Origin of the sequence: Streptomyces catenulae (assembly GCF_000718015.1) — a bacterium.
GTDB lineage: Bacteria > Actinomycetota > Actinomycetes > Streptomycetales > Streptomycetaceae > Streptomyces > Streptomyces catenulae.
This window is the reverse complement of record NZ_JODY01000007.1, coordinates 250,629-263,843: the sequence shown is the minus strand read 5'-3', so window position 1 is coordinate 263,843 and position 13,215 is coordinate 250,629. Positions and strand designations below refer to the sequence as shown.

The following is a 13,215-nucleotide window of genomic DNA, read 5'->3' as shown; positions in this document are numbered from 1 at the left end:
CCTCCCGCCCCTCCCCCTCCCCGTCCGGTACCCACCGCAGGACATCTCCCGGCTGGCATTCCAGGACTCGGCAGATCGCGTCGAGGGTGGTGAATCGCACCGCCTTGGCGCGGCCGTTCTTCAGGACCGCGATGTTGGCGGGGGTGATGCCGACGGCGGTGGCGAACTCACCCACCGAGAGGCCCCGGCGGGCGAGTTGCACATCGAGGTCGACGATGATCGCCATCAGATGACCTCGGCCATCTCGCTCTGCAGCTCCGTCGCCTTGTGCAGCAGACCGCGCATGACGACGACGAGCATCGCGAAGGCGGCACCCACCCCGACGGCGGCGAGGGCCGCGCCCAGGGCGCCGATGATCTCCATGCCGTCGTCGGGCGAGGGTATGGAGGCCAGCGAGAGGTGCCCGGTCACTCCGGCGGCGAGCAGGGTCGCCACGAGGGAGGCGCCGATGATGACGTCGACCCAGCGGAAGGCCCGCGGGGTGAAGAGTGCGCCGCGGCGCACCATGGCGAGCAGCCGCCACACGGCGATCAGTCCCACCTGGACGCAGGCCACCCCGGCGATGGCGATCGCCGCGTAGGGCACGGCGAACGGGGCGTACGGCGGGAAGCGGTCGACCTCTTCGGCGGCGGTCCCGGGGATGATCACGCACTGCGCGAACAGGCCGAACAGGAGCGCCGCGGCGATGGCGGTCTTGAGCGCGACGATGAGGAGTCGGTGCATGTATCGAATATCGATGGGTTTCCATCGAAAGTCAATCGATATGCGAGAGGTGTGGAGAAGTGGTCCGTCCGTGAGGCGCGGTCAACTCGACTGTGTCCGGCGGAAGATGCGGTTCAGCTGGTGTCGGAGCACCTCCGTGGCCGAGTCCGGGGTGCGCTGGCCGGTGAGGACGCTGGTGCCCAGTCCGGCGGCGAGGGCGAGCAGGGTGATCGCCTCCGTCCGTGCGTCGGTGTCCGGGGCGAGGAGTCCGGCCTCCCGGGCCTGTTCGAGCAGGCCGGTCACGGCGTCCTCGGCGGCGTCGGGGCGCTGGAGGTAGGGCTGGGCGGCGAGCGCCTCGTCGGTCACGGCGAGCAGGGCGTACGAGGTGAGGACGAGGTGGAAGGCGCGGCTCTCCTCGTCGGTGGGGAGTGCGGTGGTCAGCAGCGCCTCGACGACCGCGCGCGGGCCGGGGTTCTCGCCGGCCGATCGGACCCGTGCGGTGACCCGTTCCCCGAACTCCTCGGTGAGTTGCTGGAGTCCGTGGAGCAGCAGGTTCTCCTTGGTCCGGAAGTAGTACTGCACCAGGCGGAGGGAGATTCCGGCCTCGGCGGCCACGTCGCGCATGCCGACGGCGTGCAGTCCGCGGCGGGCCGCGACCCGGACGAGGGCCCGGCCGATCTCGGCGCGCCGTTCGTCGTGGTCCACGCGCTTGGGCATCGGTGCTCCCCGGGGTCGGTCCGTCCGGCCGCTGCGGCCTCGGATTTTCATGGTACCGCCGTATCACCAACGTGGTACGTTCGTATCACGAAAACGAGGCCCCAGGAGGTGCCACCGTGTCCGACGCCGCCACCCGCGCCCCGGCCGACATCGGCCGCTACGTCAACGACGCCCTGCGCGACCGGTACTTCGCCGCCTGCGACGCCGTCCACGCACTGGGTGCGCCCGCCCGCGCGGAGTACGACGTGGAGACCTCGTTCGGGACCACCCACGTCTACCGCTACGGCCCCGAGGAGGGCACCGCCGCCACCGGACGCGCCGCCGACCGCACCCCCGTCGTCCTCGTGCACGGCGCCGGGGGCTGCGCCGCCATGTGGTACCCGAACACCCCGGCACTCGCCGACGAGCGCACCGTCTACGCACTCGAAACCCCGGGCGACGCCAACCGCAGCGTCCACCGCGTCCCGCTCCACCGGCCCGAACACGCGGCTCAGTGGCTGGACGAGGCGCTCGCCGCGCTCGCCCTCGACCGCGTCCACCTCATCGGCACCTCGTACGGCGGCTGGCTCGCGCTCAACATGGCGCACCGGCGGCCCGCGCGGCTGGCGTCCGCGACGCTGCTCGACCCGGGCGGGCTGGAGAAGGTCGGACTGCGGTTCTTCACCTGGATCTTCGTGAGCCTCTTCGCGACCGCCGCCCCCGCGGCGCTCCGCCCGCGCCTGGGCTCCTGGCTGGACCAACCGGTGCTCGTCGTCCCCGAGCTGCGCGCCATGGTGCGCGCCGGGGTCCGCGCCCACCGCATCCGCCGCCCGGCCCCCGCCCCGCTCACCGACGACGAGCTGCGCACCATCCGCACCCCGCTCCATCTGATCGTCGGCCGACGGAGCCTGCTCCTCCACCCGAAGCGGCAGGCCGAACGCGTCCCGCGGCTGGTCCCCGGCGCCCACGCCGCCATCCTGGAGCGCACCGGCCACGGCCCGCAGATCGACCACGCCGACGAGGTCAACACCCGGATGCTCACCTACCTGGACGGCATCGACGACGCGCCCCGCGAGGGGGACGGCATACCGGGGAGGGCGTGACGGAGGCGCACCGGGCGCGGCGGGGCGCGACCCGCCGTGCCCGGCCCCGTCCCCGGCTCAGGCCTGCTGCGGCGCCAGTGCCAGCAGCCGGACCAGCAGGTCGGCGAACATCCCGCCCGGTGGCTCCTTCTCCAGGAAGGTGCGGACGATGTCCGCCATCCCCTCGTCGTACGCCGCGCTCACCGACGCCAACGCCGCGAAGTCGTGGACGAGTTGACGCTCCAGCTCCCCGCGCGCCACCGTGCGGCCGTCCAGCCACAGCAGCGCCGTGGTCTCCGCCAGCGACACCCACGAGCGCACCACCAGCGTCAGCCGCGGCGACGGCTCCGTGACCTCCAGATGCGCCAGGATCTGCTCGTACGCGGCCTGGCGTACGCCCTCGATCAGCGCGCCGGTGCGGCCCGCGCCGATCGCCGGACCGCCCCGCATCAGCGCCGAGAACCCCGGCCCGTGCTCGTCGACGAAGTCGAAGAACCGCTCCATCACCCGCAGCAACCGCGCCCCGAGCGGACCCTCGTGCGGCTCCACGAACCGTGCCGTCAACTCCTCGGCGGCGCGCCGCAACGCGGCCTCGTACAGCTGCTGTTTGCCCGGGAAGTAGTGGTACACGAGCGGGCGCGATATCCCGGCCGCCTCGGCGATCTCGTCGATCGACACGTCCTCGGGCGAACGGTTGCTGAAATGGTCGAGCGCGACGGAGATCAGCTGCTCCCGCCGCTCCTCGACGCCCATCCTGCGGCGCGCCCCGGTCGTCATGGAGCACACCCTAACGACCGGGGGGCACCCGCGGCCTCACAGATCCAGCGTCAGTGACGCCCCCCGCGCCCGGGACACACAGAGCAGCATCGAGTCGTCGCGCTCGGCGTCGGTCAGCAGCTCGTCGCGGTGGTCGACCTCGCCCGCCAGCACCCGTTGCTGACACGTCCCGCAGAAGCCCTGTTCGCAGGAGTACGGCAGATCCGGAAGCGCCTGCTCGCGGACGGCGCGCAGCACGCTGGTGCCGGGCTCCACCGTCACCGTGCGGCCGGTGCGGCGCAGCTCCACCTCGAACGGGGCGTCCCCGGCGGCCACTTCGGGCGCGGCGGCGGGCGCGAACCGTTCGGTGTGCAGCGTCAGCCCCTCCGGGCCGTCCGGCAGCAGCGCCGCCACCGCGTCCATCAGCGGATCCGGGCCGCAGCAGTACACCGCGGCGTGCGGCGGCGCCGCGGCCAGCGCCGCCGCCAGATCGGGCCGCCCGTCGGTGTCCTCGGCCACCACCGTCAGCCGCTCACCGCCCGCCAGCTTCTCCAGCTCCGCCAGGAACGGCATCGACGCCCGCGACCGCCCCGCGTACACCATCCGCCACGGCACCCCCTCGGCCTCCGCCTGCCGCACCATCGGCAGCAGCGGGGTGACGCCGATACCGCCCGCGAGGAAGAGATAGGCGTGCGCCTCGGCGAGCGGGAAGCGGTTGCGCGGTCCGCGCACCTCCACCTCCACGCCCTCGCGCAGCGCCTCGTGCACCTCCCGCGAGCCGCCCCGCCCGTCCGCGATCAGCCGCGTCGCGACGGTGTACGAGCCCGTGTCCGCCGGGTCCCCGCAGAGCGAGTACTGCCGCACGGTGCCCGACGGCAGGACCAGATCGAGGTGCGCGCCCGGCTCCCAGGCGGGCAGCCGCCCACCGATCAGCCGCAGCGCCACCACACCCTCCGCCGCCTCGCTCCGCTCCGCGACCCGTAGCCGCAGACCACCGGTGCCCCGGCCACCGCCCCGGCCCGAGACCGGCTCCTCCAGCGACGGCAGCGGCCACAGCGGCGACCGCCGGATCCGGCGGCGCAGCGCGGAACGGGCCAGCAGCGCCGCGGCCACACCGCCCACCGCCAGCGCGGTCCGTACGGCACGGGGACGGGGAACGACGGACATCTCAGGCGCCTCCAGGGGATCCGGCCTCGGCGGCGACCGCGGCGGGGGAGCGGGCCAGATAGGCCGCGGCCTGCGCGGTGCTGCCGTGGTGCGAGGGGTGGTACTTCGGGCTCAGGTACTGCGGGGCGGACCGGAGGATGGCGGCGGGATCCGGCAGCACGCCCTCCCGGCCACCGCGCCAGAAGTCCTTCGCGGACGCCTTGCCGTCGCGCAGCGTCGGATCGTTCTCCATGAAGAAGCGGATCCCGCGCTGCCACAGGAAGACCAGCGCACCGAAGGCCAGCGCCCAGGTGCGGGCCCGGCGCCGGTAGCCGCCGTCGACGTGCAGGAAGAGTTCGTAGGCCACCGACCGGTGCTCGACCTCCTCCGCGCCGTGCCAGCGCAGCAGGTCCAGCATCACCGGGTCGGCGCCCTTCGCGTCCAGCGCCTCCGCGTTGAGCACCCAGTCGCCGAGGAACGCGGTGTAGTGCTCGATCGCCGCGATCAGCGCGATCCGCTCCCGCAGCCACCACGCCCGCGCCCGCCCCGGCGGCAGCGTCCGGTCGCCGAGCAGCTTCTCGAAGAACCAGTCGATCTGCGCGGTGTACGGCTCCGGGTCCAGGCCCTGCGCCCGCAGATGCGGCAGCACCCCGTCGTGCGCCTGCGAGTGCATCGCCTCCTGCCCGATGAAGCCGATGACGTCCGCGCGCAGCCGGTCGTCGCGGATCAGCGGCAGCGCCTGCTTGTAGACGTGGACGAACCAGCGCTCACCGGCGGGCAGCAGCAGATGCAGCACGTTGATGGTGTGGGTGGTGGACGGGTCCCCGGGGACCCAGTGGAGAGGGGTGTCGGCCCAGTCGAACGCGACGTTGCGGGCCTTCAGCGGCACATGCTCCGGTGCGACCGGCTCGGGCCGCGGCGACGCCTTGTTAGACATGGCGTCAATTTACTGGGAGGTAAGGCGTTGGCAATACCCCTGGGACAGGGAAAATCCCGGGGGAACGGTGTGGTCGTCCACCGTCCCCCCGGGATCCGTCCCGCTGCCGCTGCCGCTGCCGCTGCCGCTGCCGCTGCCGCTGCCGCCGGGCCGTCCGCCGTCCCGGTCAGCCCAGTCCGTCGATCCGGGCGCCGTTGCTCAGGCGGCCCGCCAACTGCGCGTGGCTGCCCGCCGGGACGCGCAGCGACAGCAACCGGCCCGCCGCGCCGCCCTGCACACCGCCGGTCGCCGCGATCGACGTGACCTCCCGGCTGCCCGCCGCCAGCAGCCACCACGCGCCGCCCCCGGACTTCCACAACACCCCGGCCAGCACCCGCGGCGCCCGCGGACCGCACGCCGTACCGCCCTCGGCCGCCGCCGTCACCGCCCCCGTCGCATACGGCTGCCCGGACGGCGCCGGAGGCTGGAACACCGACAGCGTCCGGCTCCCCGGACCCCGCCACGTCTCCGCCCGGGCACAGAGCCACGACACCGTGCCCGACCCGCCCGGCAGCGTCTGCCGCGCGAACGGCCACGCGTTCACCGACTGCACCCCCAGCCCCCGCAACGCCGGCAGTTGGCACGCCGTCCGCGCCCACGCCGTCCGCCCCTCCGGACCGTCCACCGCCCCCGGCGCCTGCGGCGTCCCGTACGTCAACCGCGCCGGGGTCGTCTCGCCCAGATCGGTCAGCAGCGCACCGTCCGTCCGCAGCGCGGGCCAGGAGTCGCAGCCGCCGGACGGGCCCGGCGACGGCGCCGGAGCGGTCAGCCCCTGCGCGTCCACCGCCAGCCGCTCCCCGGGCGCGTCCGGCTTCAGCAGATCCACCAGCCGCACGGAGGACGCCCAAGGCGCCGTCAGATAGCGGACGTTACGGGCCGTACGGCCCACCGCCAACGCCGCCGCCGACGCGCCCTGCGCCCCGTCCGCCCGCGCGAAGTCCAGCGCCGCGCCCGCGTCCGTCGAACCGTCCGCCGCCTCCGCGTACCGCACCAGCCGCTGCCCGTCGTGGAACAGCACCACCGCCGCATGGTCCACCGTCCCCGCGAACAGCAACTGCGCGGGACCGGCCGCCGGACCCGACGCGGTACCCGGCGTCGCCGCCACCTTCACCCGCGGCCCCGGCCGCGCCCACACCGCCAGCGCCCGCCGCAGCAACGCCTTGTCGCCGACCCGGTCGCCCCGCGCCGGCCAGGCCGCGAAGTCCTCCCGCGCCGCCGACTTCCACGCCGTCGGCGACGACACCGCCAACCGCGCCGGATCCAACGCCGCCCGCGCCGCCGCGTTCTCCGCGTACGGCGGCGCCGCCGCGCCCTGCGGCCCCCAGCCCTGCCCCGGCAGCCCCAGCAGCGCCCCGCACACCACCACCGCGACCCCCGCCGCCAGCAGCGCCCGGCCGTGCTGCCGCCGCCGGATCAGATCCGTCGGCCGGGCCTGCAGCGCACACGCGTCGAACTCCGGCGACTCCAGCAGTGACCGGCCCCGCACCACGCCCGGCGCCGCCACCTCCTCCGCCTCCACCGCCGCGACCTCCGGATCCCGCACCCCGGCGGCCGCCAGCGTCCGGAGCACCTCCGCGGAGGGCAGCCGCTCCAGCTCCCGCAGCACATACGCGGCCCGCCCCGCCGCCGACAGCTCCGCCAACTCCCGGTCCAGCGCCGACTCCGCCGCCCCGCCCGACCGCGGCGCCAACCGCACCCCCCACACCTGCGGCAACGGACCCGGCCGCCGCCACCGGCCGCCCGCCACCGCCAGCGCCTCCCGCACCACCCGGATCCGCAGCACCGCGTACCCGAGGCCGTCCGCCTCCAGGGGGCCGCGTGGGCCGGGCAGCGGCAGGGACTCCGTGGCGGTACGGCGGCGCGGCAGGGCACGCTGGGTGACGGCGTGCGCGGCGCGCACCCGACGGCCGCGGCCACCGCCGTGCGGCAGCACCAGATAGGCCAGCCGCACCAGCCGCGGATAGTGCGTGACCAGCGCTTCCTCGGCCTCTTCGACGTCGAGTGCGTCGGGGCCGTCCGGGGCCCCGCCGACCGGGTGGGCGGCGACGCGGTCCTCGGGGGCGCTGTCCTGACGGGAGGGTGTCGACTGCTGTTTCACGCCGGGTGAAACGAGCGACGACGAGGCCGGTCACCCGCCCGGCGCGGACGCCGGGACGGATGACCGGAGGGGGTCGCGGGCCCGGCCGTCAACGGCCGCCCGCCACAGGGGTGTTCAGATCTCCAGGTCGAATTCGCCGTCCCGGGCGCCCAGGACGAACGCGTCCCACTCCGCCTTGGTGTAGCGCAGGACCACATCCGGCTCGGTGGAGTTCCGCATCGCGACCGCGCCACGCTCCAGGAACGCGATCTCCACCGCCTCCTCCGCATCGCCCGGGGCGCGCTGCCAGGTGGCGTCCGAGATGTCGAGGCCGTACAGCCAGACCTTCTCGGCCTCCTTCGCCGCCGCCCTCTCGGCCGCTTCCCGGTCGGCTGCTTCCTGCTCCGCTGCGGCGCTCATGCCGTTGTCCCCTCACTCACGTGATCCATCCGGCTCAGCGTACGGGGTGACCGGCAGGTCACCGCAGGCTCCAGCGGCGGAACTCGGCCGTCCCGCGCGCCCCCGAGCCGGAGTTGGCCGCACACTGGTGCAACCCCGCGTCCTGCGCCGCGGCCGCCCCCGGCACCCGCACCGTGCCCACATCCCGCCACGTCACGCCGCCGTCCACCGAACACGACCCGGTGTACGTACCGCCGCCCGCCCCGTCGGCGCCCCGCACCAGCCGCAGCGTCACCGGGGCGGTCACCCCCGTCAGCCGTTCGTAGGTGTCGAGGGTGCCGTCGCCGGACGCGTCGTAGGAGAGCACCACCCCGTTGGCCGGGGTGACGGAGAGGTTGAGGAAACCGCGCGCCCCGGGGGAGCCGGGCGCCGCGGCCAGCCCGTTGCGGACGATCAGGCCCGCCCGCGCCCACGGCCCCGTCGCGTCCTGGCGCACCACCTCGACCTGCGCCGATCCGCCCGCGGCGAGCGCCCCCGGCCGGTAGAGCGCGCCGAACTCCGCGGTGGCCCGCCACAGATCGGCGCCGCCGCCGTCGATCGCGAACCGCTCCGCCAGCTGACCGAAAACCGCCCCACTGGTGGTGACCGTGGCCAACCCTGCCTCCAGCGGACCCGCCACCCACAGCGTGTCCTCCCGCACCGCCCGCACCCGCGCCTCGCCGCGCGGCCCGTACGTGGCGGTCAGCGTGTACGGCAGCGCCCGCAACGGCTCCCGCGGCGGACCCGCCGGAGCCGTGACGTGCCAGCGCGCCCGCCCGGTGGCGCCGGGGCCGACGGACGGCAGCGACAGCGGACCCTCCGGCCGCGCCTCCGGGCCGCTCAGCGCGAAGTCCACCCGGCCGGTGGCGCGCAGCCCGTTGACGTTGCGCAGCGCCGCCGTGACCCGCGCCCGCCCGCCCGGCGGCAGCGTCACGGGCTCCGCCGTGACCGTCAGCGTCCCCTGGTACGGCGCCGCCGCCAACGCCTCACGGACCCGCCGCGCGGTGCGGTACGCGTCGGTGTCCGGCCGCTCCGGATGCCGGTCCCGCCGCCGCGTCCACTCCTCCTCCCACGCGTACCAGTCGAACGCCCTCGGCTCCCGCCCGGCCGCCAGCGCATCCCCCCACTCGTCCAGATACGCCCGCCACTGCGGCAGATACACCTCGCCGATCAGCCCGTGCCAGTCCCGGTTGGCGTAGCGGGCCAGCTTGCCGCCGTCGGCCGTCGGCCGGTCCGCCCAACTGGTGATCAGCGCCCGCGCCGACCGCTCCAGCCGTGCCTGAAGCGCCGCGTCCCCGGCGGCCGCCGCCCGCGCCTGCGCCAGCCACGGCCCCAGCAGGAAACGCCGGTGCGCGCCGGTGACCTCCTCGCTCAGCCGCAACAGCCGCAGCCACAGCGCCGACAGCGCCCCGAACGCCGCCCCGTCACCGCGCCGGTACGCCTCCTGGAGCTGCGGGATGAGCTGCCAGGACCGGTTGGCGAGCGCCTGCCGGGCCAGGTCGGTCAGATCGTGGCGGTAGGTGTCGGCGCCGCGCAGCGCGGGCCGGACGTCCAGCAGCGCGGCGAACGCGGTGTCCACCGCCGCCGGATCGCACGCCGGGGTGTGCGTGGCGTGCGCCGTCCCCGACCGCGCCGCCAGGTCCGGGCGGGCCGCGAACACCGCGTCGTGCGGCCGCCCGTCCGCACTGGAGATCTCGTACGCGCTGGTGCGCAACGCGGCGAACGCGGCCCGCGCGGCGGCGTCCCGGCCCCCGTACCGGGCGTCCGCGTAACCGTCGAACCACGCGGCGCGGTCCACCGGCCGCTCGCTCCACGCCAACTCCGCGAAGAGCGCGAACGCCGCCGGATCGCGCTCCGCCGCCTCCGGCATGTACGCCGTCCCGGCCAGCGCGCTGCCCGGCTTGTCCCGCCACACCGTGAACCGCTCCGTCCACCGGTGCGTCTTCGCCCCGATCGTGGTGCGCCCGCCGAAGTTGGGGATCGTCCCGAACGCGTACGGCGTGCCGCGCCAGTCCCGCTCCCGGTCGCCGACGGTGTCCAGATCGCTCAGCCCGTCCACGATCAGCATCCGGTCCCGGTCGACGCCGTCCAGCAGCTCCGGCCGGGGGTTCTCCTGCCAGCCCAGGATCACCCACGTCGCCCCGGGGTGCGCGGTGCGCAGCGCCCGCTCCACCGCCCGCGCCGCGTCCGCCACCGGTACGTCACCCGGGTCGCCGCCCTCGTGCAGCAGATCCATCTTGAAGTGACCCGCCGGGCCCAGCAGTTCGTGCTGGTGGCGGTAGAACGCGGCGGCGACGTCGGCGAACACCCCGGTGCGCGGGTCCAGCCAGTCCGGGCGGCGCAGCCCCGCCCAGACGCCCTGCGGCACGGTGCGCGCCCCCGGGTTCCGCGCCGCGAAGTCCACCGGCACGGTGCCGAAGTAGCCCGGCAGCACCGGCCGCATCCCCAGGGCGCGCAGCCGGTCGGTGATCCGCCGCCCCAGCTCCGCCCGGCGTGCCAGCAGCGCCGGTTCGATCGGCCCGCCGTAGTCGCTCATGTTCTGCAGCAGCCACCACGGCTGGTGGGTCGGCTGCGGGATCCAGGCCCGCGCCTCGGCGTCGGAGTACCCGAACCCGGTCAGCAGCCGGTGGTAGACCGCCTCCGCACCCGGCGTGACCAGCACCTCGTTCACCCCGTGCAGCGCCAGCAGATCGATCAGCCGCTCCCAGCGCGGCCAGTCGGCGTACGGGGCGGTGTAGCCGTCGTGGGTGTCGTTGAGGGCGAAGCGGTGCGGCAGCGCACAGGACCGCCCGGCGGGCCCGTCCGGCGCGGGCAGCCGTTCCGGCAGCGCCAACTGGTCGCCACCCCAGGACAGTTGAGCCCCGCAGGTGTGGCGCAGATAGTGGTGGACACCGGTCAGCAGTGTCGCCGGGGAGGTCGCCGCCACCTCGATCCGCCCGGCCCGCCCGCCGACCCGGAAGCGGTCCCCGGCGGTGTCACGGTCCAGCGCGGCGAGCCGGAACTGCGCCGCGTGGTGCGGCAACAGACGGCGCAGCGCCTCGTGCGCCGGACCGGCGTCGAACGGCGCGCCCCCGTCGGCCGGGCCCGGCCCCGGGACGGCGGCGCCCCCGCCGAGCGTGGCCCGCACCCCGAGCGCGGCGGCGGAGCCCAGCAGGGTACGACGGGTCGGACGGGTCATGGCGGCCTCCACTGCTCGGCGGTCGTACGGCGACACAACGGGGACGTACAAAGGCGCGGCGCGGGCGGCACTCCCGCCCCGGCACGCTAACGGGCCCCGCGCGCCCCTCCAAGGAGGCGGGAGCCCGGGAAGCCGGGCGATCGGCGCGATCCGGCCGCGGGCGGGCAGCCCGCGTCCGTCGTGGTGCCCGTTCCGGGGGCGGGCCTCCTGTGCCCCCCCCCCTCCCCCCCCCCCCTCCCGGGCGGGGGCCCCCCCCCCCCCCCCGCCCCCCCCGCCGCGCCGCCCGCCCCGCCGCCCCCCGCCGCCCTCCGGTGACTGTTCCGCGGCCCCTCACCCGTTCGCTCCCTCCGCTTCACGCGCCCGGGAGGCACCCGCGGGGACAGTCGGGGCGGCGGGGCGCACCGCCCGTCCGGCCCGTCCGCGCACCGGGCCGCGGCCCGCCCCGCCCGTCCGTCTCCCCGACACCGCTCCGCCCGGACCCGTATCCCGCCGACCGCGTCCCCCCGCGGCCGGTGTCCGTCACCGTTCCGCGGCCCCCGCAGCCGGGTGGCCGCCGCAGCCTCCCCGGAGGATTCCCCATGCGTACGGTCCCGACCGCCCCCGCCCGCCCCGCACCCGACACCGCCCCGCGACCGGGGTACACCACCGCGCTCGCCACCACGGACGCGGAGATCCGCGCCGCGCAGCGGCTGCGGCACCGGATATTCGGCCAGGAGTTGGGCGCCACCCTCCGCACCGAACTGCCCGGCCACGACACCGACGCCCTCGACGCCCACGCCGACCACCTCGTCACCGTCCACCACCCCACCGGCGAGGTGGTCGGCACCTACCGGCTGCTGCCGCCCGGCCGCACCCCGCGGCTCTACTCCGATGGCGAGTTCGACCTCGCCGCCCTGGACGCGCTGCGCCCCTCGCTGATCGAGGCGGGCCGCAGCTGCGTCCACCCCGACCACCGCGGCGGCGCCGTCATCAACCAGATGTGGACCGCCCTCGCCCGTCACACCCTCCTCTCCGGCCACCGCTACCTCGCCGGTTGCGCCTCCGTCCCGCTCGCCGACGGCGGCACCGCCGCCGCCCACGCCTGGGCCCTGGCCCGCACCCGCCACCCCGCCCCGCCCGGACTGCACGCCGTCCCGCACCGGCCCTGGCTCCCCGCCGGACCGCTGCCCGAGCGGCCCGCCGCCGCACAGCTGCCGCCGCTGCTCCGCGGCTATCTGCGGCTCGGCGCCTGGATCGCGGGCCCGCCCGCCCACGACCCGGAGTTCGGCGTCGCCGACTTCTTCGTCGTCCTCGACCTGGACCGCCTCGGCGCCCGCTACCGCCGCTACTTCCTGGGGGAGTCATGACCGGCGGCCCCTGGGACGTCACCCCCGGCTGCGACCGCGACTGCGCCCGCCACGCCCGGCCGCCGCTCCCCGCCTCCGCCACCGCGCTGCGCGGCGCCGCGTTCGCCGCCGCCGTCCGCCGCGCCCTGGCCGACGGCGACCGCCTCGCCGACCCGGCGCGGCTGCGTGCCCACGCCCGGGCGCTGCTCGGCGCGCTCGGCGTCCGGCTGGAGGGCGCCGGGCCGCTGCGCGCACCGGCCACCGGCCCGGGCACGCTGATCGTCGCCAACCACATCTCCTGGCTCGACATCCCGGCGCTGCTCGCCGTCGACCCGGTGGCGGTGCTCGCCAAGCGCGAGGTCGGCGGCTGGCCGGTGGTCGGCGGCCTCGCCCGCCGCGCCGGTACCCACTTCATCGACCGGACCAGCCCGCGCGGACTGCCTTACGTGGTCGCCGGGTTGACGGAGATCCTCGCCTCGGGCCGGTCCGTCGCGGTGTTCCCGCAGGCCACCACCTGGTGCACCGCCGACGCGGGCGTCTTCCGGCGGGCCACCTTCCAGGCGGCCCTGGACGCCGGTGCCCCCGTCCGCCCGGTGACGCTCACCTACACCCAGGACGCGCGCCCCTCCACCGTCGCCGCGTTCTGCGGCCCGGACACCTTCCTGGCCTCGCTCCGCCGCGTCCTCACCGCCCGCGACCTCGCCGTACACGTCACCGCCCACCCGCCGCTGCCCCCGGGCCGCTGCCGGGGCCGCCGCGAACTGGCGGCCCTGGCCCAGGACCTCGTACGCGGAACATCCGCCGACGTGCCCGTATCTCAAGGGAGTTGAGGGCTCGGG

At 76.1% G+C, this 13,215-nt stretch carries 12 protein-coding genes; 3 read left to right on the top strand and 9 right to left on the bottom strand.

The window, feature by feature from the left end:
* From IF23_RS0109780 to IF23_RS0109770, 3 genes are all read right to left on the bottom strand, one after another.
* Positions 1-226: helix-turn-helix domain-containing protein (locus tag IF23_RS0109780; protein ID WP_030281953.1), on the bottom strand; the 226-nt coding region annotated here is incomplete at its 3' end.
* Positions 226-723 carry a DUF2975 domain-containing protein gene (locus IF23_RS0109775; protein ID WP_030281951.1) on the bottom strand — a complete coding sequence of 166 codons (498 nt, stop codon included), beginning with the start codon at positions 721-723 and terminating at the stop codon, positions 226-228. The genes IF23_RS0109775 and IF23_RS0109780, both read right to left, overlap by 1 nt.
* Before the next feature lie 81 nt (positions 724-804).
* Complete coding sequence (locus IF23_RS0109770; RefSeq protein WP_030281949.1) at positions 805-1,419, bottom strand: TetR/AcrR family transcriptional regulator; 615 nt, start codon at positions 1,417-1,419, stop codon at positions 805-807.
* Between the two features lie 116 nt (positions 1,420-1,535).
* Here IF23_RS0109770 and IF23_RS0109765 point away from each other — a divergent pair, with 116 nt between their 5' ends.
* On the top strand, positions 1,536-2,501 hold the full coding sequence (locus IF23_RS0109765) for an alpha/beta fold hydrolase (protein WP_030281948.1): 966 nt from the start codon (positions 1,536-1,538) through the stop codon (positions 2,499-2,501).
* Positions 2,502-2,558: 57 nt separating this feature from the next.
* On the opposite strand, the gene IF23_RS0109760 is transcribed toward IF23_RS0109765, so the two are convergent.
* From IF23_RS0109760 to IF23_RS0109735, 6 genes are all read right to left on the bottom strand, one after another.
* Positions 2,559-3,257 carry a TetR/AcrR family transcriptional regulator gene (locus IF23_RS0109760; RefSeq protein ID WP_030281947.1) on the bottom strand — a complete coding sequence of 233 codons (699 nt, stop codon included), beginning with the start codon at positions 3,255-3,257 and terminating at the stop codon, positions 2,559-2,561.
* Positions 3,258-3,293: 36 nt separating this feature from the next.
* Positions 3,294-4,403 carry a PDR/VanB family oxidoreductase gene (locus IF23_RS0109755; RefSeq protein ID WP_030281946.1) on the bottom strand — a complete coding sequence of 370 codons (1,110 nt, stop codon included), beginning with the start codon at positions 4,401-4,403 and terminating at the stop codon, positions 3,294-3,296.
* Position 4,404: 1 nt separating this feature from the next.
* Positions 4,405-5,319, bottom strand: a complete 915-nt coding sequence (locus IF23_RS0109750) for a metal-dependent hydrolase (RefSeq protein WP_030281945.1) — start codon at positions 5,317-5,319, stop codon at positions 4,405-4,407.
* 166 nt (positions 5,320-5,485) lie between these two features.
* Complete coding sequence (locus IF23_RS0109745) at positions 5,486-7,456, bottom strand: hypothetical protein (protein WP_051739448.1); 1,971 nt, start codon at positions 7,454-7,456, stop codon at positions 5,486-5,488.
* A gap of 114 nt (positions 7,457-7,570) precedes the next feature.
* A complete protein-coding gene (locus tag IF23_RS31050; RefSeq protein ID WP_037677785.1) occupies positions 7,571-7,855 on the bottom strand; it encodes a DUF397 domain-containing protein in 285 nt (94 codons plus the stop codon).
* Positions 7,856-7,913: 58 nt separating this feature from the next.
* Positions 7,914-11,051 (bottom strand): alpha-N-acetylglucosaminidase, encoded by a 3,138-nt coding sequence (locus IF23_RS0109735; protein ID WP_030281942.1) that lies wholly within the window; start codon positions 11,049-11,051, stop codon positions 7,914-7,916.
* A 578-nt stretch (positions 11,052-11,629) separates the two neighbouring features.
* Here IF23_RS0109735 and IF23_RS0109730 point away from each other — a divergent pair.
* Both IF23_RS0109730 and IF23_RS0109725 read left to right on the top strand, forming a co-directional pair.
* Entirely contained in the window at positions 11,630-12,397 is a 768-nt protein-coding gene (locus IF23_RS0109730; RefSeq protein WP_030281941.1) for a GNAT family N-acetyltransferase, read from the top strand.
* Positions 12,394-13,206: a lysophospholipid acyltransferase family protein gene (locus IF23_RS0109725; protein ID WP_078653888.1), complete on the top strand. Its 813-nt coding sequence runs from the start codon at positions 12,394-12,396 to the stop codon at positions 13,204-13,206. Before IF23_RS0109730 ends, IF23_RS0109725 begins: the two co-directional genes overlap by 4 nt.
* The last annotated feature ends 9 nt before the right edge of the window (positions 13,207-13,215 follow it).

Coding starts and splice junctions, on each gene's coding strand:
- IF23_RS0109750 (WP_030281945.1), bottom strand. CDS start 5,319: ATGTCTAACAAGGCGTCGCCGCGGCCCGAGCCGGTCGCACCGGAGCAT.
- IF23_RS0109735 (WP_030281942.1), bottom strand. CDS start 11,051: ATGACCCGTCCGACCCGTCGTACCCTGCTGGGCTCCGCCGCCGCGCTC.
- IF23_RS0109760 (WP_030281947.1), bottom strand. CDS start 3,257: ATGACGACCGGGGCGCGCCGCAGGATGGGCGTCGAGGAGCGGCGGGAG.
- IF23_RS0109725 (WP_078653888.1), top strand. CDS start 12,394: ATGACCGGCGGCCCCTGGGACGTCACCCCCGGCTGCGACCGCGACTGC.
- IF23_RS0109770 (WP_030281949.1), bottom strand. CDS start 1,419: ATGCCCAAGCGCGTGGACCACGACGAACGGCGCGCCGAGATCGGCCGG.
- IF23_RS0109775 (WP_030281951.1), bottom strand. CDS start 723: ATGCACCGACTCCTCATCGTCGCGCTCAAGACCGCCATCGCCGCGGCG.
- IF23_RS0109730 (WP_030281941.1), top strand. CDS start 11,630: ATGCGTACGGTCCCGACCGCCCCCGCCCGCCCCGCACCCGACACCGCC.
- IF23_RS31050 (WP_037677785.1), bottom strand. CDS start 7,855: ATGAGCGCCGCAGCGGAGCAGGAAGCAGCCGACCGGGAAGCGGCCGAG.
- IF23_RS0109755 (WP_030281946.1), bottom strand. CDS start 4,403: ATGTCCGTCGTTCCCCGTCCCCGTGCCGTACGGACCGCGCTGGCGGTG.